Here is a 26,167-nt window from a genome sequence, read left to right as displayed (position 1 = left end):
GTCTGGTTTGTAGATTAAATCGAAAAGCGGTGGCGCTGGAGTCGCGCCGAATCCGGTATAACCAAGATAAGCCACTGAAAAACAAGAAGTTTTCAGTACTGCCGGAACGTGGATAGGCTCCCCGCTAGGGCAGGACAAGCTGTGGATAAAAAACCGGGCCGGAAACTGTCCCCGGCTTGTCCACAACCCGTTCGATGCTTGCCCACGAAGTTTACGGAACTGTACGCGTTTCGTCTGCGGTTTGAATGACGCGGACGCACAAACGCCCCAACGGCTGGGGTCGGGTCCGCCTCGGGACCACAACCGGCCGGTGGGGCGTCGGAATCGCCGCGCCTTGCGCCGAACGAACGGTTACTCGCTCAGCTTGCGGATCAGCTTGTCCCAGTCCTCGCGCAGCTTGCCGTCGGTTTCCATCAGCGTGCGGATCTGCCGGCAGGCGTGCAGCACGGTGGTGTGGTCGCGGCCGGAGAACGCGTCGCCGATTTCCGGCAGGCTGTGTTCGGTCAGCTCCTTGGCCAGCGCCATCGCGACCTGGCGCGGCCGCGCCAGCGAACGCGTGCGCTTCTTGCCGAGCAGGTCCTTGAGCTGCAGGCCGTAATAGTCGGCGACGATCTTCTGGATGTTGCCGACGCTGACCGCCTGCTGCTGCGCACGCAACAGGTCGCGCAGGGTCTCCTGGGCGAATTCGGGGGTGATCGCGCGGCCGGTGAAGTTGGCCTGCGCGGTCAGCGTGTTGATCGCGCCCTCGAGGTCGCGCACGTTGCTGCGCATCTTCTTCGCCAGCAGGAACGCCACTTCCTCGGGGATCTGCACGCCGCGCTCGCGCGCCTTGGCCAGCACGATCGCCGCGCGCGTCTCGAAGTCGGGCGGGTCGATCGCCACCGACAGGCCCCAGCCCAACCGCGATTTCAGCCGCGGTTCCAGGCCTTCGACTTCGCGCGGGTAGCGGTCGCAGGTCATGATGATCTGCTGGCGGCCGTCGAACAGCATGTTGAAGGTGTGGAAGAACTCCTCCTGGGTGCGGTCCTTGCCGGCGAAGAACTGGATGTCGTCGATCAGCAGCGCGTCGATGTGCTGGAACTGGCGCTTGAACTGGTCGGCGGTCTTGTTCTGCAGGGCGCGGAAGAACGCGTTGTAGAACTCGTTGCTGCGCAGGTACAGCACGCGCGCGGCCGGATTCAGCCGGCGCATCTCGTTGCCGACCGCAAACATCAGGTGGGTCTTGCCGAGGCCGGTGCCGCCGTACAGCAGCAGCGGGTTGTGCGCGCGGTCGCCGGGCTTCTGCGCGGCCTGCCACGCCGCGGCGCGGCCGAGCTGGTTGCTGCGGCCCTCGACGAAATTGTCAAAGGTGTAGTGCCCGTCGAGGTTGCCGGCGAACGGCTCCAGCGCCGCCGCCGCCGCGGTCGCAGTCGCAGTCGCAGTCGCGGTCGGCGAGGCCAGGGGCTCGGCGAGCCGCGCGCGCGAACCGATCTCCAGCGACACGTCGTGCTGGCCGGCGTAATGCGCCAGCAGTTCGCGGATCCGGGCCAGGTAGCGCTCGCGCACCTGTTCGACGATGAAGGCGTTCGGCGCGTACAGCACCATCGCGTCGTTGCGCTGTTCCGCCTGCAGCGGTTTGAGCCAGGTGTGCACGTCCTCGGCCGGCAGTTCGGCTTCCAGGCGTTCCAGGCAGCGGGGCCAAGCATCCATCGGAAAATCGGTACCTCGAAAAGCAGGCGTCGTCGGAAAAGCGGCGCGACGCCTTCGGCGGCACGCGGACGGGGAAAATGGGGCAGGGGAGACTACCACGAAGCGCCGCCGCCGCCGTGCGCGGCGGTCGGATGAATGGCCGGGTCGGCACCGCTCCGGCCGGTTCCTTCGCGAAGGACGCCGCGCCTTGACCGCAAGTCCGCGCATCCTATAGAATTTCCGGTTCTTTCCCACCCATTTCACGCCCGAGGGCCCCATGGCCACCAAGCGCACCTTCCAACCCAGCAACCTCAAGCGCAAGCGCGACCACGGCTTCCGTGCGCGCATGAAGACCGCCGATGGCCGCAAGGTCCTGGCCCGTCGCCGCGCCAAGGGCCGCAAGCGCCTCACCGCCTGAGGCCCGCCGGCCGCGCCACGCGGCCGACCGTCGCAATGCGAGTCCCCGCCAAGCCCGCGCTGCACTCCAGTGCGGGCTTTGTCGTGTCTTGAAGATGGCGAATCTCCCGGAACCCGCGGTTGCCGCGCGCTTCCCGCGCACCGCACGGGTACGCGCGCAGTCCGACTACGCGCGCGCGTTCGAACGGGCGCGACGCACTTCGCACCCGCTGCTGACCCTGCACTGGCATCGCGCCGCCACGCCGCCGCGGCTGGGCCTGGCGGTGTCGCGCAAGGTCGATGCGCGCGCGGTGGCGCGCAACCGGATCAAGCGCGTGTTGCGCGAACGCTTCCGCCTGCTGCGCGCGCAACTGGCGGGTGGCGACTACGTCGTGGTCGCGCGCGCCGGCGCATCCGCGGCGCGCGCCGAGCAACTGGCCGAAGCGTTCGTGCAGACCCTGCGCCGCGCCGGTGCATTGCCCGCGCCGGCCGTGGACGGCACAATGCCGCCGCCCTTGAATTCCCCCGCTGCATCCTCGACATCCCATTCCACTGACGAACCGGAATCCGACGCCGGTTGAGACTGCCTGCCCGATGAACCAGACCCGTGTTTTCCTGTTTTTCGCCTGGCTGATCGTGGCGACCCTGCTGTGGATGGAGTGGGGCAAGTTCAATGCGCCCAAGGATGCGGCCGCGCCGGTGACGCCGGCGGTGAACCCCGTGGCGCCCCCACCGCCGACGGCCGGCGCGACTGATTCCGTCGCCGTACCGCAAGTAGCGGTTCCAGTTTCCCGGCCTGCGGCGGCATTGCCTTCCGCGGCCGCCACGCCGGCGCTCGCTACCAATGTGGTCACCGTAAGTACCGATGTGCTACGGGTGGTTCTCGACGGCGCTACCGTGTTGCAGGCGGATTTGCTCAAGTATCCGCAAAGCAAGACCGCCGGCAGCCCGCCAGTCCGGTTGTTCGCCAGTGATGCGGAGCACTACTACGTCGCGCAGAGCGGTTGGATGAACGCCGCGGGCAACGCACCGACCCATCTTGGCGGCTTCGTGCCCGAACAGGCCGGAGCGATCGAACTGCAGGACGCAAACGAAATCGTGGTGCCCTTCGTCTGGAACGGGAAAGGCGGCGTCAGCATTCGTCGCACCTATACCTTCAAGCGCGGGCAATACGCGATCAGCGTGCGTGACGAAGTGATCAACAACGGCGGCACGCCTTGGCAGGGCCAGATCTACCGCTGGCTCCTGCGCAAACCGCCGGTGGTCAAGACCGGCATGACCAACCCGGAATCCTTCAGCTTCCGCGGCGCCGCCTGGTACAGCCCGGACACCGGCTACGAACGCCGCAAGTTCGACAAGTACCTGGAGGACGGCAAGGTCGACCAGAGCATGCAGCAAAGCTGGATCGCGATGCTGCAGCACCATTTCTTCAGCGCATGGATCCCGCAGGCGGACGACAAGGTCACGGTGTCGCTGGACGCGCCCAACGGCGGCGCGCAGGCGCTGGTGCGCGAACTCGGCCCGGCGGTCGAAGTCGCGCCGGGGCAGAAAGCCGCCAGCGAAGCGCGGCTGTGGGTCGGGCCGAAGCTGGTCGAGCAGATGCAGGCGCAGAACGTGCCCGGCCTGCAGCGCGCGGTCGACTACAGCCAGTTCAAGATCTTCGCGGTGATCGCCGAAGGCCTGTTCTGGGTGCTGAGCAAGCTGCATGGCCTGTTCGGCAACTGGGGCTGGGCGATCATCGGCCTGGTGGTGCTGCTGAAGCTGGCGCTGTTCAAGCTGTCGGCCGCGCAGTACAAGTCGGCGGCGAAGATGCGCAAGTTCGCCCCGCGCCTGCAGCAGCTGAAGGAACGCTACGGCGACGACCGGGCGAAGTACCAGCAGGCGATGATGGAGCTGTACAAGAAGGAGCAGATCAACCCGATGGCCGGCTGCCTGCCGGTGATCCCGCAGATCGTGATCTTCATGGCGCTGTACTGGATGCTGGCCGAGTCGGTCGAGCTGCGCCAGGCGCCGTGGACGCTGTGGATCCAGGACCTGACCGCGCGCGACCCGTACTTCGTGCTGCCGGTGCTGAACATGGCGATCATGTGGTTCACGCAGCGGCTCACGCCGATGACCGGCATGGACCCGATGCAGCAGAAGATGATGCAGTTCATGCCGCTGGCGTTCGGCGTGGTGCTGGCCTTCCTGCCGGCCGGCCTGGTGCTGTACCAGGTGGCGAACGGCGGCCTCGGCCTGCTGCAGCAGTGGTACATGCTGCGCAAGTACGGCGAGGCGAAGCCGGCGACGGCCGCGGCCAAGTAAGGGCCAGGGAACCCGCCGAGAGGCGGGTTCCTTTTTGCTTTCGCGGGAGCAACTCCCAGCCGCGGGCTTTCGACCCTCGATGGGTGCCGTCGTCCCGAACGCAGTCGGGGCCCGTTGTCGTTCTTGCGCCGAATGCCGCGAAGCGCTGGTTCCCCCGCGGCATTCGGGACGACAAGCGGAAGGCGGCCGGATCTCGCGGCGGGAAGCCGCTCCCACGGGCGTTGCGCTTTCGATACGCTTTCACCCGACTCCGGAATCCCTGCTCCCGATGTCCACGCCCGGCACCGACACCATCGCCGCAATCGCCACCGCGCCGGGCGCGGGCGGCGTCGGCATCGTGCGCTTGTCGGGACCGCGCGCGCGCGCGATCGCGGAAGCGATTTGCGCGAGGCGGCTGGAACCGCGCCAGGCGCACTACGCGCGGTTTCGCGGCGACGATGGCGAGGCGATCGACGACGGCATTGCGTTGTCGTTCCCGGCGCCGGCCAGCTTCACCGGCGAGGACGTGGTCGAATTGCAGGCGCACGGCAGTCCGGTCGTGCTGCAGCAACTGGTCGCGCGCGCCTGCGCGCTCGGCGCGCGGCATGCGCGTCCCGGCGAGTTCAGCGAGCGCGCCTTCGTCAACGGCAAGCTGGACCTCGCCCAGGCCGAGGCGATCGCCGACCTGATCGCCGCCGCCGACAGCCGCGCCGCGCGCGCCGCGCGCCGCGCGCTCGACGGCGCGTTCTCGCGCCGCGTCGACGCCATCGCCGCGGCGCTGCTGGCGCTGCGCGTGCACGTCGAGGCCGCGATCGATTTCGCCGACGAGCCGCTCGATACCCTCGGCGGCGCGCAGGTGCGCGCACGCCTCGGCGAAACGCTCGCCGCGCTCGCCGCGCTGCTCGCCGACGCCGAACGCGGGCGCAAGCTGCGCGACGGCATGCACGCGGTGATCATCGGCCCGCCGAATGCCGGCAAGAGCTCGTTGCTGAACGCGCTGGCCGGCAGCGACCGCGCCATCGTCACCGACATCGCCGGCACCACCCGCGACACGCTGCGCGAAACCATCCGCATCGACGGCCTCGAGCTGACCCTGGTCGACACCGCCGGACTGCGCGAGGGCGGCGACGCGATCGAGCGCGAAGGCATGCGCCGCGCGCGCGACGAATTGCAGCGCGCCGACCTGGCCCTGGTGGTGCTCGACGCGCGCGATGCGGAAGCCGGCGCGACCGCGGTCGCCGACGCGATCGCCGGCGTGCCGCAGCGGCTGTGGATCCACAACAAGGCCGACCTGCTCGCCGCCACGCCGGCGGGCGATGCGCACCGCGTGTTCGTTTCCGCGCGCAGCGGACAGGGCCTGCCGGAATTGCACAGCCGGCTGCGCGCGCTGGCGCTGGGACATGCGGGCGAAGGCAGCGATGGCGAATTCTCCGCGCGCGCGCGCCACGTCGAGGCGTTGCGCCGCGCCCACGCCCATGCCGACGCCGCAAACCGTGAATTCGGTCACGAACGGCTCGAGCTGGCCGCAGAAGAATTGCGCCTCGCCCACGACGCCCTGGGCGAGATCACCGGAACGGTCACGCCCGACGACCTGCTCGGGCGCATATTTTCGACCTTCTGCATCGGCAAATAACCGGCCGCGGGTTGACAAAAGCGGGCAAATGGCGCGTTCTTATGCGTGGGGCGCAACTCGGGTTATCAGGGGAATCCAAAAAAATGTCTTTTGCCACGAACTGCACGAAATCGCGTGCGCCGGCGTTGCTGTTGCTGATCGCGCTGGCGGCATGCTCGAAACAGGAACAAGCGGCCGCGCCGACCGCCAGCACGCCGGCCGCCACGCCGGCCGCGGACACGACCGCCGCGCCGGCCGCGCCGGCGGCGAACGTCACGGCGATGAGCGCCGAACAGCTGCGCGAAGCGGCGACCAAGGCGCTCAGCGACAACCGCATCTATTCGCCGGGCGGCGACAACGCGCTCGAGTACTACCTGGCCGCGCGCGACAAGCAGCCGGATAATCCGGCCGTCACCAGCGCGCTGACCGACCTGCTGCCGTACACGGTGATCGCCGCCGAGCAGAGCATCGCGCGCGAGGATTTCGCCGAGGCGCAACGCCTGTCCGCGCTGATCGAACGCACCGACCCGCGCGCGCCGTCGCTGCCGCGGCTGAAGCAGACCATCGCCTCGGCGCAGCAGGCGGCCAGCAGGCGCAGTGTCGAAGAGGCGGCCAAGGCGCAGGAGCTGGCGAAGAAACAGGAAGAGCAGCGCAAGGCCCAGCAGGCCGAACAGCAGCGCAAGGCCGCCGAGGCCCTCGCTGCGCAGCAGGAGGAAGCCCGCACCCGTGCCGCCGAACAGGCCGCCGCGCAGCAGCGCGAGCGCGAGGCGGCGGCCCGCACCGCGGCGCCTGCGCAGACGACCCCGGCCTCGCCGGCCACCGCGGCACCCGAGCCTCCCACCCTGCGCGCGATCAGCATGCCGTCGCCGCGCTACCCGGCCGAGGCGCAGCGCGCCGGCACCGCCGGCGAAGTGATGGTGGAGCTGACCGTCGGCACCGACGGTTCCGTGACCAATGCGCGCGTGGTCCGCTCGAACCCGCCGCGGATCTTCGACCGCGAGGCGCTGAGCGCGGTGCGGCGCTGGAAGTTCGCGCCGATCCCGCAGCCGACCACGACCCGGCGCACGATCAATTTCACCCCGGGCGGCTGAGCGCCCGCATGAAGGCGGAAACGGACGAAGGCCGGCGCGAGCCGGCCTTCGTCGTTGCGGCCCGGCTCAGGCCGAGATCGCCAGCTTCTCCTGCCGGTAGCGCCACACCGCGCCCAGCCACAGCAGCAGGGCCAGGCCGAACGCGCAGACCAGGTACACGCCCCACTGCGCCGGCGTCGCCGCTTCGCCGCGGGTGATCTTCACCAGCAGCTGGTTCTGCGCCAGGAACGGCACCGCGTACTGCCACAGCGCCTGCGCCTTCAGCGGATAGGCCATCAGCGCGTAGGCCGGCAGCATCGGCAGGAACATCAGCAGGGTCATGTGGCTCTGCGCTTCCTTCAGGCTCTTCGCGCCCGCCGCGAGGAAGGTCAGCAGCGCGGTGCCGAGCAGCACCAGCGGCAGCAGCACCAGCAGCAGCTTGAGGATCGCCGGCACGCTGACGTCGAGCGCGCCGAGCGAACCCGAGGCGACCGTCGCGGCGAACTTGAACGACAGCAGGGTCAGCACCAGCCCGAGCACGCCCAGCGCGCCCGCCGCCAGCATCTTGCCGCTGACGATGGCCCAGCGCGGCGCCGGCGTGGCCAGCAGCGGCTCCAGCGACTGGCGCTCGCGTTCACCGGCGGTCGCGTCCAGCGTGATCGCGGCGCCGCCGAGGAAGGCGAAGATCATCATGATCAACGGCAGCAGCACCGACAGCAGCAGGCCGCGCTTGGCCTCCGGCGTGGCGAGGTCGCGGTCCTCGACGCCGACCGCGCGGGTGATCGACGGATCGATGCCGCGCGCGAGCAGGCGCAGCGCGCCGACCTGCTGGCCGTAGGCGCCGAGCGCGGCCTTGACCCGCGCGACCATCAGGTCGGCGTTGCGGCTGGTCGAATCGGCGACCACGGTGACCCTGGCCGGGCGGCCGGCGCGCCAGTCGTCGGCGTAGTCCGCGCCGATCACCAGCGCCACGTCCTCGCTCTGGTTGCGGATCGCCGCATCGATGCGCGCTTCCAGCGTCTTCGCGTCGCCGGCGTCGGCCTTGGCGCGGATGCCCTGCCCGGCCAGCCACGCGACCAGGTTCGGCGCACCCTCGGCACCGGCCATGTAGATCTCCAGCGGCTTCTCCAGCTGGGTCTGCGCGCGCAGCGCCGTCAGCTTGCCGATGCCGAACAGCAGCACCGGGTAGAACAGCGGCCCGATCAGCAGGGTCAGCGCCAGCGTGCGGCGGTCGCGGGTGAAGTCGCGCAGTTCCTTGCGCAGCACGGTCCACAGGTTGCCGATCCCGTTCGATGGCTTCGATGTCGTCGCGTTCATGCGAGCAGGCCCTCCTCCGAGCCGATCAGGCGGACGAAGGCGTCCTCCAGGTTGTCCTCGCCGGCCTGCGCGCGCAGCTGCTGCGGCGTGCCCTGCGCGACGACCCTGCCGTGCGCGATCACCACGATGCGGTCGCACAGCGCGGCGACCTCCTGCATGATGTGGCTGGAGAAGATCACGCAGCGGCCCTCGGCGCGCAGCTGCCGCAGGAATTCGCGCAGGCCGCGCGTGGTCATCACGTCGAGGCCGTTGGTCGGCTCGTCGAGGATCACGTTCTTCGGGTCGTGGACCAGCGCGCGCGCGATCGCGGTCTTGGTGCGCTGGCCCTGCGAGAAGCCCTCGGTGCGGCGGTCGAGGAAGTCGTCCATCTGCAGCGCGGCCGACAGGATCCTGGTGCGCTCCTCGACCTGCGCGCGCGACAGCCCGTGCAGTTCGCCGAAGTAGGCGATGTTCTCGCGCGCGCTCAGGCGCTTGTACACGCCGCGCGCGTCCGGCAGCACGCCGAGCGCGCGCCGCGCCGCTTCCGGGTCCGCCGCCACGTCGACGCCGTCGACCAGCACCCGGCCGGCCTCGGGCCGCATCAGCGTGTACAGCATGCGCAGGGTGGTGGTCTTGCCGGCGCCGTTGGGGCCGAGCAGGCCGGTGATCTCGCCGTCGCGGGCCTCGAAGCCGACGTCGTCCACGGCGATCACCGGGGGGTCTTTCCGGCCCTTGCCGGGGAAGGTCTTGCGCAGGTGGTCGGCGACGATCATGGGTTCCATCCGTTGTAGCTGGTGAAGGGTTGCGCGTAGGCGAGCGCGTCGAGGCAGCCCGCGTCGAGCGCCTTCGCGTCGGTCTTCTCGACGAACTGCGCGAACAGCTTCGGCATGCAGCCGGCGCCGATCACGTTGTGGCCCTGCCCGCGCAGCACCAGCAGGCGGCCGTTGGGCAGCGACTTCGCCACCTCCTCGCCGTAGCGCGGCGGGGTGACCGGGTCGTACTCGCCTTCCAGCAGCAGCGCCGGCACGCCGGTCGCCAGCGGGGCGTGGAAATCCGCCGGTACCCCGCCCTTCGGCCAGACCTTGCATTGCGCGGCGAGGAAGTCGGTCAGCTCGTGGCCGAGCACGGTGCCGTCGTCGTCGCTGCTGCGGACGATGCCGTCGCCGTCCTCGCTGCACACCACCGACAGCTGCATGCCCATCGCCATCGCGTCCTCGAGTTCGCCGTACAGCATCCGGGTCAGCGCGACCAGCGCCTCGTAGCGACCCTGGTTGGCTTCGTGGATCAGCACCGGCAGCAGGGTCGCGACGGTCGGCATGTAGGCGTACATCCGCACCAGGCCGGCGACGTGCGCCGCGCGCAGGCGCTGCTCGCGCTGCTCGCCGGTGCGGGCGTCGCGGTAGCGCACCAGCGGCGGGTCGCGGCGCAGGGTCTCCAGCAGCCTGTCGAGTTCCTTGCGCGGGTCGCCGAGCCTGTCGCGGCAGGTCGCGTCCTTCTCGCAGAGGCCGAACTGCAGCGCCAGCGCGTCGTCGAGGTTGCGTGCGAAGATGTTGCCGAGCACCAGCGTGTTCGGCACCACCGAATCGAGCACGATGCTGCGCGTGCGCTCGGGGTGGCGCATCGCGTACTGCTGGGCGACGCGGGTGCCGTAGGACACGCCGACCAGGTCGACCTGCCGGGCGCCGAGCGCGGCGCGCAGCGCTTCGAGGTCGCGCACCGCGTCGGTGGTCGTGTAGAAGCGCAGGTCGGCCCGCTTCGACAATTCGTCGCGGCAGGTTTCGACGCGCTTCACCGCCACGGCCATGTCTTCGTCGGTTTCGTCCCCGGCCCCGTCGAGGCGGCAGGACAGCGGGTTCGATTTGCCGGTGCCGCGCTGGTCGAGCAGCAGCACGTGGCGGTGCTTGCGCAGTTCGGCGAAGGCGGAATTCAGCGGCGGATAGGACTCGGTCGCCGACTGGCCGGGGCCGCCGGCGAGGAAGAACACCGGGTCGGGTGCGATGTCGGCTTCCTCGGTGGCCGGCAGCCAGGCCAGGTTCAGCGCGAGCTTGCGGCCTTGCGGCGCGGCCGGGTTCTCGGCGACTTCGAACGTCGCGCACTGCGCCTCCAGCGCGCCGCCGGCGGGCGACGGCAGCGCGCACGGCGAGAATTCCAGCGCGCCGTACTTGCGCTTCGGCACGGTCGTTGCGGGCGCCGCCGCGAGCGCGGCCTGCTTCGGCGCCTCGGCCGGCGCCGGCCGGTGCAGCAGGCGCCAGCCGAACACCGCGGCCAGCACCGCGAAGGCGAGCACTATCCTGGTTCTGCGGGACATGGATCGTTTGCTCCGGAAGGGAAGGGGAATCGGTCAGTCGTGTTCGTACAGGAAGATCGCTTCGATGCTCGAATCGAACAGCCGCGCGATGCGGAACGCCAGCGGCAGGCTGGGGTCGTACTTGCCGGTCTCCAGCGCGTTGACCGTCTGCCGCGAAACCTCGAGTTCCTCGGCCAGCTGGCCCTGCGACCAGCCGCGCGCCTCGCGCAGTTCGCGCAACCGGTTGTTCATGCGTAGCGCCGCGCGATGAAGATCTTGGCGATGCCGTAGACCATGCAGATCGCCGGGAACACCATCAGCATCGCCACGCTGCCGGAGACCGCGATCAGCTTCGCGCTCTGCAGGAAGCCGGCGGTCATGTAGCCGATGCTGACCAGCCCGGCGGCGATGCCGACCGATTCCAGTTCGATGCGGCGCTGCATTTCATCCGAATCGCGGACGTAGCGCGCGATCGCGCGCATCGCCAACGCCACCAGCAGGGCCGGCAACAGCGCGACCAGCGTGCGCAGCCACGTCGCATCGACATGGCGCAGCAGCCGGCCCCAGAACAGCATCACCACGGTATACGCCGCCATCGGCGGGAAGAACTCGCGGTAATAGCGGCGTGCCAATGCCTTCGGCGCGCTGTCGTGGATGCCGCCCGGCGTGAACCACAGCAGCAGGGCGAGGAACAGGCCACCGACGCCGAGGCCCGCGAGAAAACCGCGTGCGGCGTCGCCCACCGGCAACCGCAGCCATCCGGCACCGGCGGACAGCGCCAGCGAGACCAGGCTGATGCAGAAAACGGCGATGGCGGCGCGGCGACAACCGGTCATGGCGCCGGGTTGTTGCGCAGCGCGGCGATGGCCAGGCCCAGGAAGGCGAAACCAATGCCGACGAAGGCCGGCTGGCGGGTGCCGATCGCGAAGAAGGCCAGTGCGCAGCTGAAATAGTGGAGCGCGGGATGGCGGCAAGCGGGAATCCAGTTCATGGCATGACCTGTCAAGCGTGCTTGACAGCCAAGATAGGCCGGTCCCCGCAGCTTGTCAAGCGTCCTTTACATTCCCGCGGGGGCAAGCCCGCCCGCCTCCACCCTGTCCGGAAGGTTTCGCGGTCGCGCCCCAGGGACGCTTCGGCGGGTCACTTGCTGCTGACGTACTTCTCGCGGCGGATCTGCGGTACCGGCAGGCCGGCTTGTTTCAGCGCCTCGAAGCAGGCGTCGACCATGTTCGGGTTGCCGCACAGGTAGGCGATGTCGGTGGCCGGGTCCGGCGCGAATTCGGCCAGGTGCTGCTGCACGTAGCCGTGGCGCACGTCGGCGTGCGCGTGCGGCGACCCGGGCGCCGGCAGTTCGCGCGACAGGCACGGCACGAAGCGGAACCGCGGATGCGCGGCGGCGAAGGCGCGGAACTCGTCGCCATACAGCAGCTCGGCCGGCGTGCGCGCGCCGAACAGCAGCACGACCTCGATGCCGCGCTCGTCGATCAGCCTTTCCAGCTGCGGCAGCATCGCGCGGTACGGCGTGACGCCGGTGCCGGTGGCGATCAGCAGGTAGCGGCGGTTGGCGTCGCCGGGCATCAGGCAGAAACGCCCGTACGGGCCGCTGGCCTGCACCTGGCCGCCGGGTTCGAGCCCTTCGAACAGCGCGGTCGCCGCGCCGCCGGAGACGTAGCTGACCGCGATCTCGACCGGATCGCCGGCGCCGCGCGCGTGGTCGTGCAGGCTGGCCAGCGAATAGCTGCGCTTGGTCGCGGTGCCGTCGGCGTAGGCGAAGTGCACCTGGATGAACTGGCCGGGCGCGAAGTCCAGCGCCTGTCCGTCGTCGCGGACGAAACGGTAGTGGCCGACGCTCGGCGCGAGCATGCGGCGTTCGATCAGCCGCAACGGGAACTGGACGATGGCCAAGGAATGGGACGCACTGTGCCGGGACCGGTCCGGCGGGACGCCTATAATAATCGCCATTCCCGCCGCGTCGCCGCATCGATTCCCGCGGCACGCACCAGATGGATTTCCGCATGGATTCCGCAACCCCCGTTCCCGCGCTCGCGATCCGCGAGCTGCGCAAGACCTACGACAACGGCACCGCCGCGCTGAAGGGCGTGTCGCTGCAGGTCGCGCCGGGCGACTTCTTCGCCCTGCTCGGCCCCAACGGCGCCGGCAAGTCGACGCTGATCGGCATCGTCAGTTCGCTGGTCAACAAGTCCTCCGGCGACGTCGCGGTGTTCGGCGTCGACCTGTCGCGCGACCGCGAAGGCGCGATGCGCCTGCTCGGGCTGGTGCCGCAGGAACTGAACTTCAACATGTTCGAGAAGCCGCTGGACATCTGCGTGAACTACGCCGGCTTCTACGGCATCCCGCGCGCCGAGGCGATCGTGCGCGCGGAAGAAGAACTCCGGCGCGCGCAGCTGTGGGACAAGGCCAACGTGATGAGCCGCACCCTGTCCGGCGGCATGAAGCGGCGGCTGATGATCGCGCGGGCGATGATGACCCGGCCGAAGCTGCTGATCCTCGACGAACCCACCGCCGGCGTCGACATCGAGATCCGCCGCGGCATGTGGAAGACGCTGAAGGAGATCAACGCCGCCGGCACCACGATCATCCTGACCACGCATTACCTGGAGGAAGCGGAAAGCCTGTGCCGCAACCTCGCGATCATCGACCGCGGCGAGATCGTCGAGCAGGGGCCGATGAAGGCGCTGCTGGCCAAGCTCGACGTCGAGGGCTTCCTGTTCGACATCGACGGCGCGCTGCCGGCGCAGCTGCCGCGGATCGAAGGCGCGACGCTGCACGCCGCCGACCACCACACGCTCGACCTCGACATGCCGCGCGCGATGGACCTGAACCGCGTGTTCGCCGCGCTCGGCGACGCCGGCATCCGCGTGCGCTCGATGCGCACCAAGAGCAACCGCCTCGAGGAGCTGTTCGTGCGCCTGACCGGCAACGGCGGCGACGGGAAGAAGGCCGCATGAGCACCCGCGTCGAAACCAAGTCCGCCGCGGCCGCCGGGCCGACCGACGCGCAGCGCAACCTCGTCGCGCTCGGCACCATCGTCCGCCGCGAGGTCGCGCGCATCCTGCGCATCTGGGGCCAGACCCTGGTGCCGCCGGCGATCACGATGACCCTGTACTTCCTGATCTTCGGCGGCCTGATCGGCAGCCGCATCGGCGACATGGGCGGCTTCAGCTACATGCAGTTCATCGTCCCCGGCCTGGTGATGATGAGCGTGATCCAGAACAGCTACGGCAACATCTCGTCGAGCTTCTTCGGCGCCAAGTTCGGCCGCCACGTCGAGGAGCTGCTGGTCAGCCCGATGCCGAACTGGGTGATCCTGTGGGGCTACGTCGCCGGCGCGGTGCTGCGCGGGATCATGGTCGGCGCGATCGTGCTGCTGATCGCGCTGTTCTTCACCCGCCTGCGCGTGCCGCATCCGTTCGTGACCCTGGCCACGGTGCTGCTCGGCGCGGCGATCTTCTCGCTGGCCGGCTTCATCAACGCCGCCTACGCGAAGAAGTTCGACGACATCGCGATCGTGCCGACCTTCGTGCTGACCCCGCTGACCTACCTGGGCGGCGTGTTCTATTCGGTCAAGCTGCTGCCGGAATGGGCGCAGGCGATGACCCACGCCAACCCGATCTTCTACATGGTCAACGCGTTCCGCTACGGCCTGCTCGGCCAGTCCGACGTGCCGTTGTGGGTGGCGTTCGCGCTGATGATCGGCTTCGTGGTCGGGTTGAGCCTGTTCGCGCTGTGGCTGTTGCGGCGCGGGGCCGGGTTGCGCAGTTGATTTTCGCGGCGCCGGGCGAGCCCGGCCCCGCAAGGGAGAGCAGATGCGGATACTGGTTCTCGGCGCTGGCGGCACCGGGGGGTACTTCGGCGGAAGGCTGGCGCAGCACGGCATCGACGCGACCTTCCTCGTGCGCCCGTCGCGCGCGGAGCAGCTGGCACGGAACGGCCTGCAGATCCGCAGCCCGCTCGGCGACGCCGACCTCCGGGTTCCGTACGTCACTGCCGATGCGCTGCCCGCGCGGGCGAAAGAGGCCGCCTTCGACCTCGTCGTCCTCAGCTGCAAGGCCTACGACCTCGCCGGCGCGATCGACGCGATCGCGCCGGCGGTCGGCGACGGCACCACGGTGCTGCCGATCCTCAACGGCCTGCGGCATTACGCCGCGCTCGACGCGCGCTTCGGCCGCGGGCGGGTGCTCGGCGGGCTGTGCTTCATCAGCGCGACCAAGGGGCCGGCAGGCGAGATCCTGCACCTCGCCAGACCCGCGTCGATCACCTTCGGCGAACGCGATGCGGACGCGATCAGTCCGCGCGTCGCCGCGTTCGCGCGGCTGTGCGGGCGGGCCGGCATCGACCACGTCGCCTCGCCGCGGATCGCGCAGGAACAGTGGATCAAGTTCTCGTTCCTCGCCGCGCTGGCCGCCGGCACCTGCCTGATGCGCGCCAGCGTCGGCACGATTGCCGCGACCGAGGGCGGCGCGGACTTCATGCGCGCCCTGCATGCCGAATGCGTGGCGGTCGCCGCGGCCGGCGGCGAGCCGATCCCCGCCGCCGCGCAGGCGAAGGCGCTGGAAACGCTGACCCAGCCGGGCCTGGAAGTGAAAGCGTCGATGCTGCGCGACCTGGAGGCTGGCGGCCGGGTCGAGGCCGCGCACATCGTCGGCGACATGCTGCATCGCGCGCGTGCCGCCGGCATCGCCGCGCCGTTGCTGCGGGCGGCCTGGGTGCACCTGCAGGCGTACGAGGCGCAGCGGCGCGGCTGAATCGGCCGCAAGCCCGCCAGCGCCGGTGGGAAGGCGATGGCGGGCTATCCGGTCTTGCGCGGCGCGTGCGCCGGCGCCGCGGCGCGTGCGCCGACGGCCGGTTCCGCATCCGTCGCCGCCGGATCCGCGGCCACCGGCAGGTCGAAGCGGTAACCGGTGCCGTGCACGGTGTGCACCAGGCGCGGATGCTGCGCGTCCTCGCCCAGCGCGTGCCGGAGCAGCGACATGATCCGGTTCAGCGCGCCGGGAGTGACGTGGCGGTGTCCCCAGACCGCGTCGAGGATCTCGTCGCGGGCGAAGACCCGGCCGGGGGCACCGGCCAGCAGGGCCAGCACCGCGAAAGCCTTCGGCTCCAGGGGCTGTTCGGCGCCACCGTGCAGCAGCCGGCGCCCGGCGAAATCGACCACCGTGTCTTCGAAGCTGAGGCGGGTCGGTCCGGGTTGTGGCATGACGGCTGCGGAAGGCAAGGAGCGGTGGCATCCATGCAAACGCAAAAAGCCGCCGCGGCCGGCCCATTCCCCGGGCTTCCCCCGAACGGGCCCGCGCAGGTCCCGCGGCCGGCCCGCTGGATCCCCCGGGGCCCGCAGGCCTGCGGAGTGAAGCGGGCGGTACCGGGAACGGCCCGGTGCCGATCCCGCGGGAGACCGCCGCCGCCGCCGGTGGCGACGGTCGGAAGGCGTGGCGTCAGCCGTGCAGGCGGAAGAACCCGCCCGCGGTCGCCGTCGTTGCCGCCGCGGTCGTCGCCACGTCCTCGCCGCGATCCCGTGCCAGTTCCGCGACGATGTGCGGCAGGAACATCGGCTCGTTGCGGCGGTCCTTCGGCGGCGGCTGCAGCGTGCGTGGCAACAGGTACGGCGCGTCGGTCTCGACCATCAGCCGGTGCGCGGGAATGCTCTTCACCAGTTCGCGCAGGTGCTGGCCGCGGCGTTCGTCGCACAGCCAGCCGGTGATGCCGATGTGCCAGTCGCGGTCGAGGTAATCGAACAGCTCCCCGCGACTGCCGGTGAAGCAGTGCACGACCGCCGGGGCGAGCCGGCCGTCGAAGTCCTTCATCATCGCCAGGAAGTCCGCGTGCGCGTCGCGCTGGTGCAGGAACAGCGGCTTGCCGTTCTCCGCCGCGATCTGCAGCTGCCGCTCGAACGCCCTGCGCTGCGCCGGGCGCGGCGAGAAGTCGCGGAAATAATCCAGCCCGCATTCGCCGACCGCGACCACTTCCGGGTGCGCGTGCAGTTCGCGCAGTTCCGCGTCGCATTCGTCGGTGTATTCGATCGCGTGGTGCGGGTGCACGCCGGCGGTGGCATAGAGGAAGCCCGGGTGCGCCTGCGCCAGCCGCAGCGCCATCGGCGAATGTTCGCGGCTGGCGCCGGTGACCACCATCGCCACCACGCCCGCGTCGCGCGCGCGCTGCAGCACCGCGTCGCGGTCGCGGTCGAAGCTGTCGTGGGTCAGGTTGGCGCCGATGTCGATCAGTTGCATGGTGGCTTCTTGCGGGAGCGGGCTTGGCCGCGGTCGCCGTGCGGGGCGCTGCGCGGAGGTTTCCCCGAAAGGGGAAATTGTACGGTCGCGGTCAGGCCCGCTCCTACAATAAGCGCATGTCGCCCGCCTTTCCCATCGATCCGCTGCTGCCGCGCATCCGCGAGAGCCTCGCCGGCCACCCGCGACTGGTGCTGGAAGCGCCGCCGGGCGCGGGCAAGACCACGCGGGTGCCGCCGGCGCTGCTCGATGCGGCATGGCTGGGCGGCAGGAAGATCGTGATGCTGGAACCGCGCCGCGTGGCCGCACGCGCGGCGGCCACGTTCATGGCGAGACAACTCGGCGAACCCGTCGGCGGCACCGTCGGCTACCGCATCCGCTTCGAGAACAGGGTGTCGGCGGGGACGCGGATCGAAATCGTCACCGAGGGCATCCTGACCCGGATGATCCAGGACGACCCGCTGCTCGACGGCGTCGGCGCGCTGCTGTTCGACGAATTCCACGAACGCCACCTCTCCGCCGACCTCGGCCTCGCGCTCGCGCTCGACGTGCAGGCGGGCCTGCGCGAGGACCTGCGCATCGTCGTGATGTCGGCGACGCTCGATGGCGAGAAACTCGAACGCTTCCTCGATGCGCCGCGCCTGTCCAGCGAGGGTCGTGCGTATCCGGTCGAGGTTTCCCACTTCCCGGCGCGCCGCGACGAGGCGCTGGAACCGCAGGCGCGCCGCGCGATCGAACACGCGCTCGCCGCGCATCCGGGCGACGTGCTGGTGTTCCTGCCCGGCCAGCGCGAGATCGCGCGGGTCGACGCGCCGCTGGCGGGCTCGCCGGCGGCGAAGGGCGTCGACGTGCTCGCCCTGCACGGCGAACTGCCGGTCGAACAGCAATCGCGGGTGCTGCAGCCCGATCCCGACGGTCGCCGCCGCGTCGTGCTGGCCCCCAACGTCGCCGAGTCCAGCGTGACCCTGCCCGGCGTGTGCGTGGTCGTCGACAGCGGCCTCGCACGCGAACCGCACTACGACCCGAACAGCGGCTTCACCCGGCTCGAAACCGTCGCGGTCTCGCAGGCTTCCGCCGACCAACGCGCCGGCCGCGCCGGCCGCGTCGCCGAGGGCTGGGCGTACCGGCTGTGGCCGCAGTCGCAGCGGCTCGAACCGCAACGCCGCGCGGAAATCTTCCAGATCGAACTCGCGTCGCTTGCGCTGGAGCTGGCCGCGTGGGGCAGCGACGACCTGCGCTTCGTCGATCCGCCGCCGCCCGGTGCGTTCGCCGCCGCGCGCGACCTGCTCGCGCGGCTGGGCGCGCTCGACGAAAAGCGCGCGATCACCGCGCTCGGCAAGCGCATGCTCGCGCTCGGCACGCATCCGCGGCTGGCGGCGATGCTGCTGTCGGCGTCGAACGACGAAGACAAGGCGCTGGCCTGCGATCTTGCCGCGCTGGTCGAGGCGCGCGATCCGCTGCGCAGCCGCAGCGACGCGCTCGCGGAACGCTGGCGCGCCCTGGCCGCGTTCCGCAATGGACGCGCGCCGGCGGACGCGAACCGCTCCGGGCTCGCCGCCATCGACGCGGCGGCGAAGCAGTGGCGCCGCCGCATCCGCGCCGAGGCGCAACCACCGAACGCAATCGACGCGCATCGCCTCGGCGACCTGCTGCTGCACGCCTTTCCCGACCGCATCGCGTTCCAGCACCGCAGCGACCCGCGCCGCTACCAGCTGTCGAACGGGCGCATGGCCCGGCTGTTCGACGACAGCGCCGTCTACGGCGAGCCGTGGCTGGTCGCCAGCGAATTGCGCTTCGAAGCCAAGGACGCGCTGATCCTGCGCGCCGCGCCGCTCGACGAGGCGGCGCTGCGCCGCGAGTTCCCGCGGCGCTTCGTCACCGAGGATGCCGTGCGCTGGGATCCGGAGCGGCGCGCGCTGGGCGCGCAACGCGAGACCCGCTACGACGGCATCGTGCTCGAGGCGAAGCCCGCGGGGCGCGTCGATCCGGCGCTGGCGGCGCAGGCGCTGACCGGGGCGGTGCTCGAACTCGGCCTGGATGCGCTGCCGTGGAGCGAATCGCTGGCGCAATGGCGCGAACGCGTGCGCTGCCTGCGCGAATGGATGCCCGAGCTCGGCCTGCCCGACCTCTCCGACGAAGCGCTGCTCGCCACCGCGACGCAATGGCTGCAGCCCGCGTTCGCCGGGAAGACGCGACTCGATGCGCTCGGCGAGGGCGAACTGGCCGATGCGCTGAGATCGAGCGTCGACTGGCCGCTGCGGCAGAAGATCGACGCGCTGGCGCCGACGCGGATCGCCGTGCCGTCGGGGATGGAGCGGCGCATCGAATACTCGACCGGCCACGATGGCCACGCGCAGCCGCCGGTGCTGGCGGTGAAGCTGCAGGAACTGTTCGGCCTGGCCGAGACGCCGCGCATCGCCGACGGCCGCGTGCCGCTGCTGCTGCACCTGCTTTCGCCCGGCGGCAAGCCGTTGCAGGTCACGCGCGACCTGCGCGGCTTCTGGGAGCGTACCTATCCGGAAGTGAAGAAGGAAATGAAGGGCCGCTATCCGAAGCATCCCTGGCCCGACGACCCGTGGACCGCGCAGGCGACCCATCGGGCGAAGGCGAGGGGAACGTGACTTGTTGCCTTTCCCGCGAGGGAAGGGGAAAGAGAACCCGGCTTTCGGCTCCGGTTCATCGTCGTCGGCGCTAACTTGCTTCGAACGCGCGGCGCCCGGCGCGGCGCATCCCCCCACATTCCGGAGACAACGATGAGCAGGTTCGGCGAATTTTCCGACCGTGCACTGGAGCTGGCCGAAAGGGCCGGCGGGAAACTGCAGATCAGCGGTTCGCAGGCCGGCAAGCTGCTGCAGACCGGCGCCGCGTTGGGCGTGGCGCGCACCGGCGCGAAGGCGGCGGCGAAGTTCGTGCGCCGCAACCCGGTGGTCGCGGTCGCCGCGGCGGCCGGCATCGGCGTGCTCGCGTTTGCCGCCTACCGCAAGCGCAAACGCGCGCAGATGCAGGGCAGCACCGAAGGTTGGCCGAAGCGCGTCGATGCGCGCCGCGTCGACGGTACCGGCAAGCCGGGCAAGCCGACGGCGGCCGGGGAAGCGCGCGCCGAGCCGCCCGTCGGCGAAGCCTGATGCTTTTGTAGGAGCGGCGTCAGCCGCGACCACTGGGAATCCGACGTGATCGGCTATCGCGGCTGACGCCGCTCCTGCAGCGCGCGCCACGCGCCCGGCTGCAGTCCGTCCAGCCGGTGCGCGCCGATCGCCACGCGTACCAGCCGCAGCGTCGGCAGGCCCACCGCGGCGGTCATCCGCCGCACCTGGCGGTTGCGGCCCTCGCGGATCGCCAGCTCGATCCATGCGTCGGGAACGCTCTTGCGATAGCGTACCGGCGGATCGCGCGGCCACAACGGCGGCGGCGCCGGCAACAGCCGCGCCTGCGCCGGCCGGGTCGGGCCATCGTTCAACGCCACGCCTTCGCGCAACCGCTGCAGCGCGGCCGGGTCCGGCGCGCCTTCCACCTGCACCCAGTAGGTCTTGGTCTCCTTGTGCCGCGGATCGGTCAGCCGGTGCGCCAGCCGGCCGTCGTCGGTCAACAGCAGCAGGCCCTCGCTGTCGTAGTCGAGGCGTCCCGCGGGGTAGACGTCCGCGGGCAGGCCGAATTCCGCCAGCGTGCGCCGTGGCGTCGCGCTGCGGTCGGTGAACTGGCACAGCACGTTGAACGGCTTGTTGAAGGCGATCAGCACGGCAGTCGGGCAGGGGGAGTCGGTCGTCGTCCGGCAAAGGTACCCGCCTCACGAGCGGCTGTCCGCGCCCGCCGGCATGGGCAATCAAGGTTGAATCAGAATCAAGTCGGGCTTGTAAAACGTTCGATTTTCAGGTGCATTTCCCGGGCGTAGCCTTTCGTCGTGTTCAAAAGCATGCCCGCACAGGGCGGAGGGCCGACAGATGAACCCGATTGCCAGCCAGTGCGCCGGGAAGCCCTGCGCGACGGGCCGCGTACCGGCCAGGTCGCGGGCTCGCAAAGAGCGCATGGCCGCTGCTGGGATCGTTGCGATCCCGGCCGTCGATCCGCAACAGCGGGTCCAGCGCGGACCCGGCTGGGTGGCGGTGGATTCGGTCGCGCTGTCGCAGTTCCGCTGAACGCCAGGCCGGCTTAAAGCGCCGCCAGCGCCGCGTTGAAGGTCGCGCTCGGGCGCATCGCCGCCGCGACCTTCCGCGGGTCGGCGTGGTAGTAGCCGCCGATGTCGACCGGCTTGCCTTGCGCGCCGTTCAGCTCGACCACGATCTTCACCTCGTCGGCGGCCAGCGCCCTGGCCAGCGGCGCGAACTTCGCCCGCAGCTCCGCGTCGTCGTCCTGCGCGGCCAGCGCCTGCGCCCAGTACAGCGCCAGGTAGAAGTGGCTGCCGCGGTTGTCGAGCTCGCCGACCTTGCGCGCCGGCGATTTGTTGTTGTCGAGGATCTTGCCGTTGGCGACGTCCAGCGCGGTTGCCAGCACCTTCGCCTTGGCGTTGCCGCAGGCTTCGCCGAGGTGCTCCAGCGACGCGGCCAGGGCGAGGAATTCGCCGAGCGAATCCCAGCGCAGGTAGTCCTCGGCGAGGAATTGCTGCACGTGCTTCGGCGCCGAGCCGCCGGCGCCGGTCTCGAACAGGCCGCCGCCGGCCATCAGCGGCACGATCGACAGCATCTTCGCGCTGGTGCCCAGCTCCATGATCGGGAACAGGTCGGTCAGGTAGTCGCGCAGCACGTTGCCGGTGACGCTGATCGTGTCCTGGCCCCGGCGGATGCGCTGCAGCGACAGCCGCATCGCCTCGACCGGCGGCAGGATGCGGATGTCGAGGCCGCCGGTGTCGTGGTCCTTCAGGTAGCGCTCGACCTTCGCGATCACCTGCGCGTCGTGGCCGCGCTGCGGGTCCAGCCAGAACACCGCCGGCGTGTTCGACAGGCGCGCGCGGGTCACCGCCAGCTTCACCCAGTCCTGGATCGGCGCGTCCTTGGTCTGGCACATGCGCCAGATGTCGCCGGCCTCGACCGCGTGCTCGAAGATCACCGCGCCGTCGTCGTCGGTCACCTGCACGGTGCCGTCGTGCGCGACCTGGAAGGTCTTGTTGTGGCTGCCGTATTCCTCGGCCGCCTGCGCCATCAGGCCGACGTTCGGCACGCTGCCCATCGTCGCCGGGTCGAACGCGCCGTGCGCCTTGCAGTCGTCGATCACCGCCTGGTAGATCGTCGCGTAGCAACGGTCCGGGATCAGCGCCTTGGTGTCCTGCAGCTTGCCCTCGGCGTTCCACATGCGGCCGCTGTCGCGGATCATCGCCGGCATCGACGCGTCGACGATCACGTCGCTGGGCACGTGCAGGTTGGTGATGCCCTTGTCCGAATTGACCATCGCCAGCGCCGGGCGCCGCGCGTACTCGGCCTGCAGGTCGGCCTTGATCGCGTCCTGCTCGTACTGCGGCAGCGCCGCGATGCGCGCGTAGGCGTCGCCGATGCCGTTGTTGGGGTCGAAGCCGACCGCCTGCAGCGTCGCGGCGTGCCTGGCCAGCGCGTCCTTGTAGAAGCGCGATACCGCCACGCCGAACATGATCGGGTCGCTGACCTTCATCATCGTCGCCTTCAGGTGCAGCGACAGCAGCACGCCTTCCTGCTGTGCGGCGGCGATTTCCTTGTCGAAGAACTGCGCCAGCGCCTTGCGGCTCATCACCGACGCGTCGATGATCTCGCCGGCCAGCACCGGGGTCTTCTCCTTCAGCACCTGCACGCCGCCGTCGGCGCGCAGCAGCGTGATCTTCACGTTGCCGGCCTTGCCGACCACGGCCGACTTCTCGCTGCCGTAGAAGTCGCCGCCGGCCATGTGCGCGACGTGGGTCTTCGAATCCCTGCTCCACGCGCCCATCCGGTGCGGATGCTTGCGCGCATAGTTCTTCACGCTCAGCGGCGCGCGGCGGTCGGAATTGCCTTCGCGCAGCACCGGGTTGACCGCGCTGCCCTTGACCCTGTCGTAGCGCGCCTGGATGTCCTTTTCCGCGTCGCTGGCCGGCGCGTCCGGGTAGTCCGGCAACGCGTAGCCCTGCGCCTGCAGCTCCTTGATCGCCGCCTTCAGCTGCGGCATCGACGCGCTGATGTTAGGCAGCTTGATGATGTTGGCTTCCGGCCGCTTCGCCAGCTCGCCGAGTTCGGCCAGGTCGTCGGCGATCCGCTGTTCCGGCTTCAGCACGTCGGGGAACTGCGCGAGGATGCGCCCGGCCAGGGAGATGTCGCGGGTTTCCACCGCGATGCCGGCGGTGGCGGTGAACGCCTGCACGATCGGCAGCAAGGACTGGGTGGCGAGGAACGGGGCCTCGTCGGTCAGGGTATAGATGATCTTGGCGTCGCTGGACATGCGTGTGGGGTTCCCTGGGAGATACGGGCGCGTATGGCGGAATGGGCGATGGAAACCCTGCAATTGTCGCGCGTCGCAGCGGTCCGGGCAAAATCCGTTGCCGCCGGCGAGAGGTTCCGCGTCCCGATTCTCGATCGCGATGGAACCGGACCGGATCCTGCGCATGGCGCGTCCGGCTGCGGGACGGGCATCGGATCGCCACCGCTTCCCAGGGACAAAAAAGGGCGCGGATCACTCCGCGCCCGAACGTGCTCGCAGTTGCGAGGGGATGGAATGGCCCGCGCGAAAGCCGCGCGGGCGCGCTTGCGTCACTTGACCTCGATTTCCTGGGTCATGCCCACCGGGGTGCCGTTGAGGGTCACGTCGACCTTGTACTTGCCGGTCGGCCACGGGTTGGCGTTGCTGAACTCGATGTTGGTGGTGCCGGCGGCGTCGGCCTTGATCGTGGTGGTCTGGTCGCCGGCGACCTGGCCGTCCTGGTAGGTCAGCCTGGCGTTGATGGTGGCGTCGACCGGCACGCTGGCGTCGGTCTTCACCGAGACGATGATCTTGTCGTTGGCGCCGAAGCTGCTCATCGCGGCGACCGACTTGTCGGCGGCGGCGGCGTTGCCGACGGTGACGCTGGCGGCCGGCGCCGGCGCCGCGGCGGGCTCGACCGGGGCGGGCGCCGGTTCGGTCGCGGCGGGCGGGGTCGCGGCGACGGGTTCTTCCTTCTTCTTGCAGCCGGTCACGGCGATGCTGCCGGCCAGGGCCACGATCAGGGCATAAGCGATGCGGTTGTGCTTCATGGTTTCGGTCCTTGTTGTGAAGAGAAGAGGAAGTCTCAGTCCTGCGGCAGGACGGGCAGCTTGATCACCTGGCCCGGGAAGATCCGGTCCGGGTCGTCGATGACGTCGCGGTTGGCTTCGAAGATCCGGTGCCATGCGCTCGCCTTGCCGTAATGCTCTTTGGCGATCTTCGACAACGTGTCGCCCTTGGCGATGGTGTAGGTCTGTTCGCCGACGATTTCTTCGGTGCTGTCGACCTTCGCGGTCACGCCGGAGAAATCCGCTTTCTCGACGATCTGTTCGGTACTGTCGACCTTGGCGCTGACGCCCGAAAAGTCGGCTTTCTTCTCGCTGCTCATGCAGGGCTCCTCCCTGATGGGGTGGTGGTACGGACGGCCAATGTACACACGGCCCGTTAAGAATTCATGCGTGCGCGGTGAAGCGCGCGCGTGTGCGCCGGGGCCTGCCTACTGGCGCGTTTCGCGCAGCGCGACGGGCGGCGCGAAGCCCGGCGTGGCCCGCCATGGATTGATGTCGAGGCCGCCGCGGCGCGTGAAGCGCGCCTCCACCGACAACGCCGCCGGCGCGCAATGCGACATGACTTCGGTAAACACGCGTTCGACGCACTGTTCGTGGAATTCGTTGTGGCGACGGAAGCTGACCAGGTAGCGCAACAGGCCGGCGCGGTCGATGCGCGGGCCGCGGTAGTCGATCGCCACGCTGGCCCAGTCCGGCTGGCCGGTGACCGGGCAGTTCGACTTGAACAGGTGGGTCAGCAGGCGCTCGGCGGCGATGTCGTCGCGGTCGGCGCGCAGGTAGCCGGCGTTCGGCGGCCCGTAGTCGTTGATCTCGATGTCGAGCGCGTCGATGCATTCGCCGTCGTCGTCTTCGCGCAACGGCGGCAGGCCGAACCGGACCTCGACGTTCGCGCCGGCGCGCACCGACAGGTCGGTGGCGAGGGTCTCGCGCAGCGCCTCGGCGCTGTTGAAGCGTTCGTCGTTGAGCGAATTGAGGAACAGCTTCAGCGACTTCGATTCGATCAGGTTCGGCGAATCGCACGGCACGATCAGGGTCGCGGTGGCCGCCTGCGGCTTGCCCAGCGCGTCCAGCCAGCCCAGCTCGTAGGCCTGCCAGCGGTCGTGGCCGACGAACGGCAGCGCGTTGCCGTCGACGCCGATCTGCGCGCGCGCCGCGGCGCGCGGGATCGGGAACAGCAGGCCGGGGTCGTAGCGCGTCGGATACGCGACTTCGCGGCCCAGCGCGGAATCCTGGGGGGTATTCGTCATGCCGCCAGTGTATTCCAGCAGCCGTGAACCGCGTCTCATAACGCGGCAGGCGCCGCGGCCCGGCCGACGGCCATCCGGCGAGGCTTCCGCCGGGTTTCCGATCGGCTCACTCGATCCGCATCACGCCCCGGCGCGGCGGCCAGGTGCCCAGCGTTTCCGCGCTGACCGGCGCACCGAGCGCCCGCAGCGCCACGTGCTGTTCCGGCACCGGCGTGCGCGCGATGGCCGTTTCCAGCGCGACCAGTTTCGCGAACGCGGGCAGCGCCCAGGTGCGTTCGAGCACGCCCGCCACGCGCGGCCAGCGCTGCGCGTCGACCGCGCAGCGCACCAGCGCGGCGTTGCGCAGGAAGCTGGCGATGCTGAGGTCGGCGATGGAAACGGCGCCGAAGGCGAAGCCGTCCGCCGGCAACTGCGACTCGAGGTAGTCGAGCGCCGCCGGCAATTCCTCGTCGCGCGCCTTCGCGAACACCTCCTCGTCGGTCGCCTCGCCGAACAGCAGGCGCTTGACGCCCTTCTGGAAGAACATCCGCCACACCACCACTTCGCCCAGCCGCGCGTCGCAGAATTCCTCCAGCCAGCGCGCCTGCGCGCGATCGCCGATGTCGGCCGGGTACAGCGGCGTTTCGGGATGTCGATCCTCGAGGTACTGGCAGATCACCGACGAGTCGTTGACGACGCGTGCGCCGTCCACCAGCACCGGAACGCGGCGCAGCGGGTTGAGTTGCTGGAAACGGTCGTCGCCGATGAATGGCGCGATCGGGTCGATCTCGTAGTCCAGGCCCTTCAGTTCCAGGAACAGCAGCGCCTTGCGCACGTAGGGCGAGAAGTAGTTGCCGATGATGTGGTAGCGCGGTGCGGGCATGTCGGGCTTCCGTTTCGATCCGGCGGAAG

General features: G+C 70.0%; 26 protein-coding genes. 10 read left to right on the top strand and 16 right to left on the bottom strand.

Annotated elements, in window-relative coordinates; translation table 11 throughout:
• Nucleotides 1-351 precede the first annotated feature (351 nt).
• On the bottom strand, nucleotides 352-1,689 hold the full coding sequence (gene dnaA, locus CSC71_RS06800) for a chromosomal replication initiator protein DnaA (RefSeq protein WP_162373607.1): 1,338 nt from the start codon (nucleotides 1,687-1,689) through the stop codon (nucleotides 352-354).
• A 256-nt stretch (nucleotides 1,690-1,945) separates the two neighbouring features.
• Here dnaA and rpmH point away from each other — a divergent pair, with 256 nt between their 5' ends.
• The 5 genes from rpmH (at nucleotide 1,946) to CSC71_RS06775 (ending at nucleotide 7,050) form a co-directional block, all read left to right on the top strand.
• Nucleotides 1,946-2,086: a 50S ribosomal protein L34 gene (rpmH, locus tag CSC71_RS06795; protein ID WP_162373606.1), complete on the top strand. Its 141-nt coding sequence runs from the start codon at nucleotides 1,946-1,948 to the stop codon at nucleotides 2,084-2,086.
• Between the two features lie 94 nt (nucleotides 2,087-2,180).
• Nucleotides 2,181-2,645, top strand: coding sequence for a ribonuclease P protein component (gene rnpA / locus CSC71_RS06790; RefSeq protein WP_162373605.1), 465 nt, complete (start codon nucleotides 2,181-2,183; stop codon nucleotides 2,643-2,645).
• Nucleotides 2,646-2,658: 13 nt separating this feature from the next.
• Complete coding sequence (yidC, locus tag CSC71_RS06785; RefSeq protein WP_162373604.1) at nucleotides 2,659-4,368, top strand: membrane protein insertase YidC; 1,710 nt, start codon at nucleotides 2,659-2,661, stop codon at nucleotides 4,366-4,368.
• Between the two features lie 268 nt (nucleotides 4,369-4,636).
• A complete protein-coding gene (gene mnmE / locus CSC71_RS06780) occupies nucleotides 4,637-5,980 on the top strand; it encodes a tRNA uridine-5-carboxymethylaminomethyl(34) synthesis GTPase MnmE (RefSeq protein ID WP_162373603.1) in 1,344 nt (447 codons plus the stop codon).
• Nucleotides 5,981-6,063: 83 nt separating this feature from the next.
• Nucleotides 6,064-7,050 carry an energy transducer TonB gene (locus CSC71_RS06775; RefSeq protein WP_162373602.1) on the top strand — a complete coding sequence of 329 codons (987 nt, stop codon included), beginning with the start codon at nucleotides 6,064-6,066 and terminating at the stop codon, nucleotides 7,048-7,050.
• Between the two features lie 66 nt (nucleotides 7,051-7,116).
• Here the strand turns inward: CSC71_RS06775 and CSC71_RS06770 are convergent, their stop codons facing one another.
• The 7 genes from CSC71_RS06770 to CSC71_RS06740 all read right to left on the bottom strand — a co-directional run bounded on the left by CSC71_RS06770 (nucleotide 7,117) and on the right by CSC71_RS06740 (nucleotide 12,517).
• Complete coding sequence (locus tag CSC71_RS06770; protein ID WP_162373601.1) at nucleotides 7,117-8,346, bottom strand: ABC transporter permease; 1,230 nt, start codon at nucleotides 8,344-8,346, stop codon at nucleotides 7,117-7,119.
• Entirely contained in the window at nucleotides 8,343-9,098 is a 756-nt protein-coding gene (locus tag CSC71_RS06765) for an ABC transporter ATP-binding protein (protein ID WP_162373600.1), read from the bottom strand. Before CSC71_RS06765 ends, CSC71_RS06770 begins: the two co-directional genes overlap by 4 nt.
• The gene (locus CSC71_RS06760; protein WP_162373599.1) at nucleotides 9,095-10,633 is read right to left on the bottom strand and encodes an alpha/beta fold hydrolase; all 1,539 of its coding nucleotides are present in this window, start codon (nucleotides 10,631-10,633) and stop codon (nucleotides 9,095-9,097) included. The genes CSC71_RS06765 and CSC71_RS06760 overlap by 4 nt, the downstream gene beginning before the upstream one ends.
• A 33-nt stretch (nucleotides 10,634-10,666) precedes the next feature.
• Nucleotides 10,667-10,864, bottom strand: a complete 198-nt coding sequence (locus CSC71_RS06755) for a helix-turn-helix transcriptional regulator (protein ID WP_162373598.1) — start codon at nucleotides 10,862-10,864, stop codon at nucleotides 10,667-10,669.
• Nucleotides 10,861-11,448, bottom strand: coding sequence for a hypothetical protein (locus tag CSC71_RS06750; RefSeq protein WP_162373597.1), 588 nt, complete (start codon nucleotides 11,446-11,448; stop codon nucleotides 10,861-10,863). Before CSC71_RS06750 ends, CSC71_RS06755 begins: the two co-directional genes overlap by 4 nt.
• Nucleotides 11,445-11,603 (bottom strand): hypothetical protein, encoded by a 159-nt coding sequence (locus CSC71_RS06745; RefSeq protein WP_162373596.1) that lies wholly within the window; start codon nucleotides 11,601-11,603, stop codon nucleotides 11,445-11,447. The genes CSC71_RS06750 and CSC71_RS06745 overlap by 4 nt, the downstream gene beginning before the upstream one ends.
• Nucleotides 11,604-11,752: 149 nt before the next feature.
• Nucleotides 11,753-12,517: a ferredoxin--NADP reductase gene (locus CSC71_RS06740; protein ID WP_425501924.1), complete on the bottom strand. Its 765-nt coding sequence runs from the start codon at nucleotides 12,515-12,517 to the stop codon at nucleotides 11,753-11,755.
• 110 nt (nucleotides 12,518-12,627) lie between these two features.
• Here CSC71_RS06740 and CSC71_RS06735 point away from each other — a divergent pair, with 110 nt between their 5' ends.
• The 3 genes from CSC71_RS06735 to panE are packed head-to-tail and all read left to right on the top strand — an operon-like array spanning nucleotide 12,628 to nucleotide 15,378.
• Nucleotides 12,628-13,581, top strand: a complete 954-nt coding sequence (locus tag CSC71_RS06735) for an ABC transporter ATP-binding protein (protein ID WP_162373595.1) — start codon at nucleotides 12,628-12,630, stop codon at nucleotides 13,579-13,581.
• Complete coding sequence (locus CSC71_RS06730) at nucleotides 13,578-14,396, top strand: ABC transporter permease (RefSeq protein ID WP_162373594.1); 819 nt, start codon at nucleotides 13,578-13,580, stop codon at nucleotides 14,394-14,396. The genes CSC71_RS06735 and CSC71_RS06730 overlap by 4 nt, the downstream gene beginning before the upstream one ends.
• Nucleotides 14,397-14,439: 43 nt before the next feature.
• On the top strand, nucleotides 14,440-15,378 hold the full coding sequence (gene panE, locus CSC71_RS06725) for a 2-dehydropantoate 2-reductase (protein ID WP_162373593.1): 939 nt from the start codon (nucleotides 14,440-14,442) through the stop codon (nucleotides 15,376-15,378).
• A gap of 44 nt (nucleotides 15,379-15,422) precedes the next feature.
• Here panE and CSC71_RS06720 read toward each other — a convergent pair whose 3' ends face one another.
• A complete protein-coding gene (locus tag CSC71_RS06720) occupies nucleotides 15,423-15,827 on the bottom strand; it encodes a winged helix-turn-helix domain-containing protein (RefSeq protein ID WP_162373592.1) in 405 nt (134 codons plus the stop codon).
• A 235-nt stretch (nucleotides 15,828-16,062) separates the two neighbouring features.
• On the bottom strand, nucleotides 16,063-16,854 hold the full coding sequence (locus CSC71_RS06715; RefSeq protein WP_162373591.1) for a TatD family hydrolase: 792 nt from the start codon (nucleotides 16,852-16,854) through the stop codon (nucleotides 16,063-16,065).
• A gap of 116 nt (nucleotides 16,855-16,970) precedes the next feature.
• Here CSC71_RS06715 and hrpB point away from each other — a divergent pair, with 116 nt between their 5' ends.
• The gene (gene hrpB / locus CSC71_RS06710; RefSeq protein WP_162373590.1) at nucleotides 16,971-19,472 is read left to right on the top strand and encodes an ATP-dependent helicase HrpB; all 2,502 of its coding nucleotides are present in this window, start codon (nucleotides 16,971-16,973) and stop codon (nucleotides 19,470-19,472) included.
• Between the two features lie 132 nt (nucleotides 19,473-19,604).
• Complete coding sequence (locus tag CSC71_RS06705; RefSeq protein WP_211367912.1) at nucleotides 19,605-19,976, top strand: hypothetical protein; 372 nt, start codon at nucleotides 19,605-19,607, stop codon at nucleotides 19,974-19,976.
• 53 nt (nucleotides 19,977-20,029) lie between these two features.
• Here the strand turns inward: CSC71_RS06705 and CSC71_RS06700 are convergent, their stop codons facing one another.
• The 6 genes from CSC71_RS06700 to CSC71_RS06675 form a co-directional block, all read right to left on the bottom strand.
• Complete coding sequence (locus CSC71_RS06700) at nucleotides 20,030-20,587, bottom strand: pseudouridine synthase (RefSeq protein WP_162373589.1); 558 nt, start codon at nucleotides 20,585-20,587, stop codon at nucleotides 20,030-20,032.
• 410 nt (nucleotides 20,588-20,997) lie between these two features.
• Nucleotides 20,998-23,223, bottom strand: a complete 2,226-nt coding sequence (locus CSC71_RS06695; protein WP_162373588.1) for an NADP-dependent isocitrate dehydrogenase — start codon at nucleotides 23,221-23,223, stop codon at nucleotides 20,998-21,000.
• 308 nt (nucleotides 23,224-23,531) lie between these two features.
• Nucleotides 23,532-24,011 (bottom strand): hypothetical protein, encoded by a 480-nt coding sequence (locus CSC71_RS06690; protein ID WP_162373587.1) that lies wholly within the window; start codon nucleotides 24,009-24,011, stop codon nucleotides 23,532-23,534.
• Between the two features lie 35 nt (nucleotides 24,012-24,046).
• Nucleotides 24,047-24,349, bottom strand: coding sequence for a LysM peptidoglycan-binding domain-containing protein (locus CSC71_RS06685; protein WP_162373586.1), 303 nt, complete (start codon nucleotides 24,347-24,349; stop codon nucleotides 24,047-24,049).
• Between the two features lie 108 nt (nucleotides 24,350-24,457).
• Nucleotides 24,458-25,276: an NADPH-dependent 7-cyano-7-deazaguanine reductase QueF gene (gene queF / locus CSC71_RS06680; protein ID WP_162373585.1), complete on the bottom strand. Its 819-nt coding sequence runs from the start codon at nucleotides 25,274-25,276 to the stop codon at nucleotides 24,458-24,460.
• Between the two features lie 106 nt (nucleotides 25,277-25,382).
• Nucleotides 25,383-26,138 carry a glutathione S-transferase family protein gene (locus CSC71_RS06675; RefSeq protein ID WP_162373584.1) on the bottom strand — a complete coding sequence of 252 codons (756 nt, stop codon included), beginning with the start codon at nucleotides 26,136-26,138 and terminating at the stop codon, nucleotides 25,383-25,385.
• Nucleotides 26,139-26,167: the final 29 nt, after the last annotated feature.

The sequence above is a fragment of the Pseudoxanthomonas sangjuensis genome, assembly GCF_010211755.1.
GTDB classification, from domain to species: domain Bacteria; phylum Pseudomonadota; class Gammaproteobacteria; order Xanthomonadales; family Xanthomonadaceae; genus Pseudoxanthomonas_A; species Pseudoxanthomonas_A sangjuensis.
Note: the sequence above shows the minus strand (reverse complement) of the source record. Positions and strands in the feature narration are given on the sequence as shown.

Coding starts and splice junctions, on each gene's coding strand:
- mnmE (WP_162373603.1), top strand. CDS start 4,637: ATGTCCACGCCCGGCACCGACACCATCGCCGCAATCGCCACCGCGCCG.
- hrpB (WP_162373590.1), top strand. CDS start 16,971: ATGTCGCCCGCCTTTCCCATCGATCCGCTGCTGCCGCGCATCCGCGAG.
- rpmH (WP_162373606.1), top strand. CDS start 1,946: ATGGCCACCAAGCGCACCTTCCAACCCAGCAACCTCAAGCGCAAGCGC.
- CSC71_RS06685 (WP_162373586.1), bottom strand. CDS start 24,349: ATGAGCAGCGAGAAGAAAGCCGACTTTTCGGGCGTCAGCGCCAAGGTC.
- CSC71_RS06715 (WP_162373591.1), bottom strand. CDS start 16,854: ATGCAACTGATCGACATCGGCGCCAACCTGACCCACGACAGCTTCGAC.
- queF (WP_162373585.1), bottom strand. CDS start 25,276: ATGACGAATACCCCCCAGGATTCCGCGCTGGGCCGCGAAGTCGCGTAT.
- CSC71_RS06695 (WP_162373588.1), bottom strand. CDS start 23,223: ATGTCCAGCGACGCCAAGATCATCTATACCCTGACCGACGAGGCCCCG.
- CSC71_RS06735 (WP_162373595.1), top strand. CDS start 12,628: ATGGATTCCGCAACCCCCGTTCCCGCGCTCGCGATCCGCGAGCTGCGC.
- CSC71_RS06745 (WP_162373596.1), bottom strand. CDS start 11,603: ATGAACTGGATTCCCGCTTGCCGCCATCCCGCGCTCCACTATTTCAGC.
- CSC71_RS06730 (WP_162373594.1), top strand. CDS start 13,578: ATGAGCACCCGCGTCGAAACCAAGTCCGCCGCGGCCGCCGGGCCGACC.
- CSC71_RS06690 (WP_162373587.1), bottom strand. CDS start 24,011: ATGAAGCACAACCGCATCGCTTATGCCCTGATCGTGGCCCTGGCCGGC.
- CSC71_RS06765 (WP_162373600.1), bottom strand. CDS start 9,098: ATGATCGTCGCCGACCACCTGCGCAAGACCTTCCCCGGCAAGGGCCGG.
- CSC71_RS06675 (WP_162373584.1), bottom strand. CDS start 26,138: ATGCCCGCACCGCGCTACCACATCATCGGCAACTACTTCTCGCCCTAC.
- CSC71_RS06705 (WP_211367912.1), top strand. CDS start 19,605: ATGAGCAGGTTCGGCGAATTTTCCGACCGTGCACTGGAGCTGGCCGAA.
- CSC71_RS06770 (WP_162373601.1), bottom strand. CDS start 8,346: ATGAACGCGACGACATCGAAGCCATCGAACGGGATCGGCAACCTGTGG.
- CSC71_RS06775 (WP_162373602.1), top strand. CDS start 6,064: ATGTCTTTTGCCACGAACTGCACGAAATCGCGTGCGCCGGCGTTGCTG.
- rnpA (WP_162373605.1), top strand. CDS start 2,181: ATGGCGAATCTCCCGGAACCCGCGGTTGCCGCGCGCTTCCCGCGCACC.
- CSC71_RS06755 (WP_162373598.1), bottom strand. CDS start 10,864: ATGAACAACCGGTTGCGCGAACTGCGCGAGGCGCGCGGCTGGTCGCAG.
- CSC71_RS06720 (WP_162373592.1), bottom strand. CDS start 15,827: ATGCCACAACCCGGACCGACCCGCCTCAGCTTCGAAGACACGGTGGTC.
- dnaA (WP_162373607.1), bottom strand. CDS start 1,689: ATGGATGCTTGGCCCCGCTGCCTGGAACGCCTGGAAGCCGAACTGCCG.
- CSC71_RS06750 (WP_162373597.1), bottom strand. CDS start 11,448: ATGACCGGTTGTCGCCGCGCCGCCATCGCCGTTTTCTGCATCAGCCTG.
- panE (WP_162373593.1), top strand. CDS start 14,440: ATGCGGATACTGGTTCTCGGCGCTGGCGGCACCGGGGGGTACTTCGGC.
- yidC (WP_162373604.1), top strand. CDS start 2,659: ATGAACCAGACCCGTGTTTTCCTGTTTTTCGCCTGGCTGATCGTGGCG.
- CSC71_RS06760 (WP_162373599.1), bottom strand. CDS start 10,633: ATGTCCCGCAGAACCAGGATAGTGCTCGCCTTCGCGGTGCTGGCCGCG.